Source organism: Bradyrhizobium sp. BRP22 (assembly GCF_020194175.1).
In the GTDB taxonomy this organism is placed as follows: domain Bacteria; phylum Pseudomonadota; class Alphaproteobacteria; order Rhizobiales; family Xanthobacteraceae; genus Bradyrhizobium.
Genome location: NZ_JADYVX010000086.1, coordinates 1 through 3,190, shown reverse-complemented (window position 1 = coordinate 3,190; position 3,190 = coordinate 1). Strand labels below are relative to the sequence as shown.

Below are 3,190 nucleotides of genomic sequence, written 5' to 3'. Positions count from 1 at the left end.
TCGGTCTGTCCGCCGTCGCGTCGTTCTTTCGGTCGCATCGTCCCCTCCGATGCAACTGAGGGAATCACGGGCAGCGATTCGAGGGAATCCTGAAAACGAAATTGCAAGCTTTTGAGGCCTCACACCCCAGAAGCTTGCAATCTCAAATGCCGCTGCACCCGCAAAATCGACTCCCGCTCAGTGGCTTGGGAGGTTCTTCACGGTCGACTAATCAATTGAGGTGGTGACCTGTCACTGCGCTTTCATCCGGCAGCGGTTAGAGTCTCGGATTTTGTACGCCAGTGGCGCGGGTGGAGCAACGGACGATCGGCGGAGCTGGTCGGGGTTGCGTAGCCGATCGTCCATTGCGGTGAGGTGGGCGGCATAGGCCGCCGGCGCTAGGTTTTCAGGGACGAGGCCGCCGATGGTCTTGCCCCAGCCGAAGCGAAGTCGATATTTCGGTCGACCGTCAGTATCGCGAGCGCGCGCATCCAGTGGATAGTCGCCGGCAGCGCGAAGCGCGCACCCGGCATGTCGCGCGGCGCTTCGATAGGGTGCCGTAGCTCTGCATTCGCGAATAGAGGGGTGGGGCTTTCGGATCGGCGGCCATGATGCGTTCGTCTCCAATGTACTTACTCGGCCCCGGTTTCTGCGCAAACAGGAGCACGCGCCTATCAATGATTTTCGAAGCTGGCCCTCAATATTTCTAATACTCTGTCGGATTATATCACGGAAGACCCACGAGGCACCTACCAGGCTTGGTTGGTCACGACGCCGCCTATCTGGGCGACTCACATAACCGCCCATAATGCGAGGAGCAGTGGCGCAGATGGGTAGGCGATTGCCCGAATAGTCGCCGAAAGCGATGCAGCCTTGGACGGACGGTTCGACAGTTTGCAAGGTTGTTATCCATCCTCACCAATCCAGGATGACCTTACAGGCGGCCGCTGCCGGGCCTGCCGATCGTACTATGAGAACTTTGTCGCCGGTCCAAGCGCCCCCACGAGCCGCGCCTCGTTCGGCCGTCGAGGTATCCAACGGCCCTTATGCGATTACCCAATTTCAACAAATGCTTGGCTTCCATGGCATAAAAGCGCATGCATCGTGAATGTAACTTCCGGTCCGCGCACTGAAAGATGACGGTATATCGCTTGTCGTTTGTCTGGATGATGCGGCCGTGATCGGTGACGGGACGAGCCTCGATCAGCTTTCGAGCTCACGACGCACCAGACGGAATTAGCCGGGAAATGAGCACCAGCAATTGGCACGCATCTTGAAGGAAAAGAAGTGCCGAGTGGCTGTAAAAAGGGGATGTGCAATGAGCGCTCCAAATTTGACAAAACTGGCCAATGCTCTCGGAACTGATAAGGGCGATGCGGTTCTCTACGCCCATGGTTATACTAAGTTTTACTCGTTTATGTTCGAGGAGTTCCGCCACGAGCCTTTCACGATGGTCGAGATTGGACTGCAGCAAGGTTGTCTTGATCCCGACGCGCTGCTCACTCGCAAGGGAGAGGACATTCCATCGATTAAGATGTGGCTAGAGTTCTTTCCCAGAGCCGATGTCATCGGCTGTGACATTTCCGATTTCAGCACCATTAAGATGAACCGTTTCCGTTTCGAGCGCCTGGACATGGGCGATCCGGCCGCCTTGGAACGCCTTGCGAGCTTACTCCCGCCTGTAAGAATCATCGTCGAAGATGCTTCCCATGCCGCTTATCACCAGCAGCTTGCCCTCGCGAAGCTTTTTCCCATTGTCCAGCCAGGTGGCTTTTATATCATCGAGGATCTGCACACCACGCATCCGATTACCGAAAGATTACCATCCTGCAGTCCGACCGCGGCGGTGGTTGAGAAGTTCACGCGCACGCGTCAGATCGAGATTCCTTTTTTGAGCGGGATCGAACGCAGAAACCTCGAGACCTCTATCCGAAAGACGTTCATCCATTGGAACGACAAGGGGGGCGTCGACCGGTGGGCCATGAAAATGGTCGCCTTTGAGAAGTATTAATCGCCAATCGCACATGGCCTACGAGACTGCTACGGTGCAGATGCTCCGCAACGTCCTTGATGAGGTACTTGCTAGTCGTCCGTGAACAAGCCTCTAAGCGCTTGAGCGGGAGTCTGTTTTTTGGATGCGGAGGCAGTTGAGATTGCAGGGATTTGGGCTTGAGTACCCCAAACCTTCCAATTTCGTTTTGTGGATTCCCCTTTGCGGACCATGATTCTGTGGAGCATCGGAGGGGACGATGCGGCCGAAGAAGCGCAAGACGACGGGATCGAACGATCTGTTCCGGGCGCGACTGGACCAGATCATCAATCTGAAGCACGAGCTGGTTCTGCTTGCCGGCAAGATCGATTGGGACTGGATCGACGGCGAGATCGCGCCGCTCTACAGCGAGAACGGCCGGCCAGGCATCGAGACCCGCTTCATGATCGGGCTGTTGTTGCTGAAGCACATTTACGGGCTGTCTGATGAAGGGGTGTGCGAGCGCTGGGTCCACGACCCGTACTTCCAGTTCTCCACCGGCGAAGAGTTTTTCCAGCACGCGTTCCCCGCATGAGCGCTCGGATCTGAGCCATTGGCGCAAGCGGCTCGGCGACAAGCTGGAGCTGTTGTTGGCCGAGAGCCTGCGGGTGGCGCAGGAGGCCGGCGCGTTGCACAGCAACGACTTTAAGCGGATCACGGTCGACACCACAGTGCAGCCGAAGGCCATCAGCTTTCCGACCGATATCAAGCTGCTGCATGCGGCCATCAAGGGACTCAACTGCCTGGTGACCAGGTACGGCATCAGGCTGCGGCAATCCTATTCTCGTGTGGCCAAGGCCGCCGCGATTGGGCCGCTACGCCCATGCCAGCTCAAGCGGCATCAGCGGCAGTTGCGCATCCTGCGCAGCCGGCTCGGCCGCATCACTCGCGATATCCGTCGCAAGATCGAAGGTCGGCCAGTCCTCGAGGAGGCATTCGCCCTTCCGCTCGGGCGGGCCGCTCAGATCCGCTCGCAGCAGCAGCGCCAGCGCGGCTGGAAGCTTTATTCCTTCCACGGCCCGGAGGTCGAATGCATCGGCAAGGGCAAGGCAGCCGCGCCTTATGAGTTAATGGCATGGACCACGCCCGCTCTCAGCGGCAACGTGCAGCCCGGCGGGGGGCAGCAGCAGGAGCGCAAGCCATGTCGAATACGAACCTTGTCACAATCGGCATCGATCTCGG

The 3,190-nt window shown here is 58.1% G+C and carries 1 protein-coding gene and 1 pseudogene; both read left to right on the top strand.

Annotation, left to right across the window (positions count from 1 at the left end; genetic code table 11):
• The first annotated feature begins 1,297 nt into the window (after window positions 1-1,297).
• Window positions 1,298-1,990, top strand: a complete 693-nt coding sequence (locus I6F35_RS39400; RefSeq protein ID WP_225122943.1) for a hypothetical protein — start codon at window positions 1,298-1,300, stop codon at window positions 1,988-1,990.
• 238 nt (window positions 1,991-2,228) lie between these two features.
• Window positions 2,229-3,075: pseudogene (locus I6F35_RS39395) on the top strand (IS5 family transposase); the annotation flags it as partial.
• Window positions 3,076-3,190 lie beyond the last annotated feature (115 nt).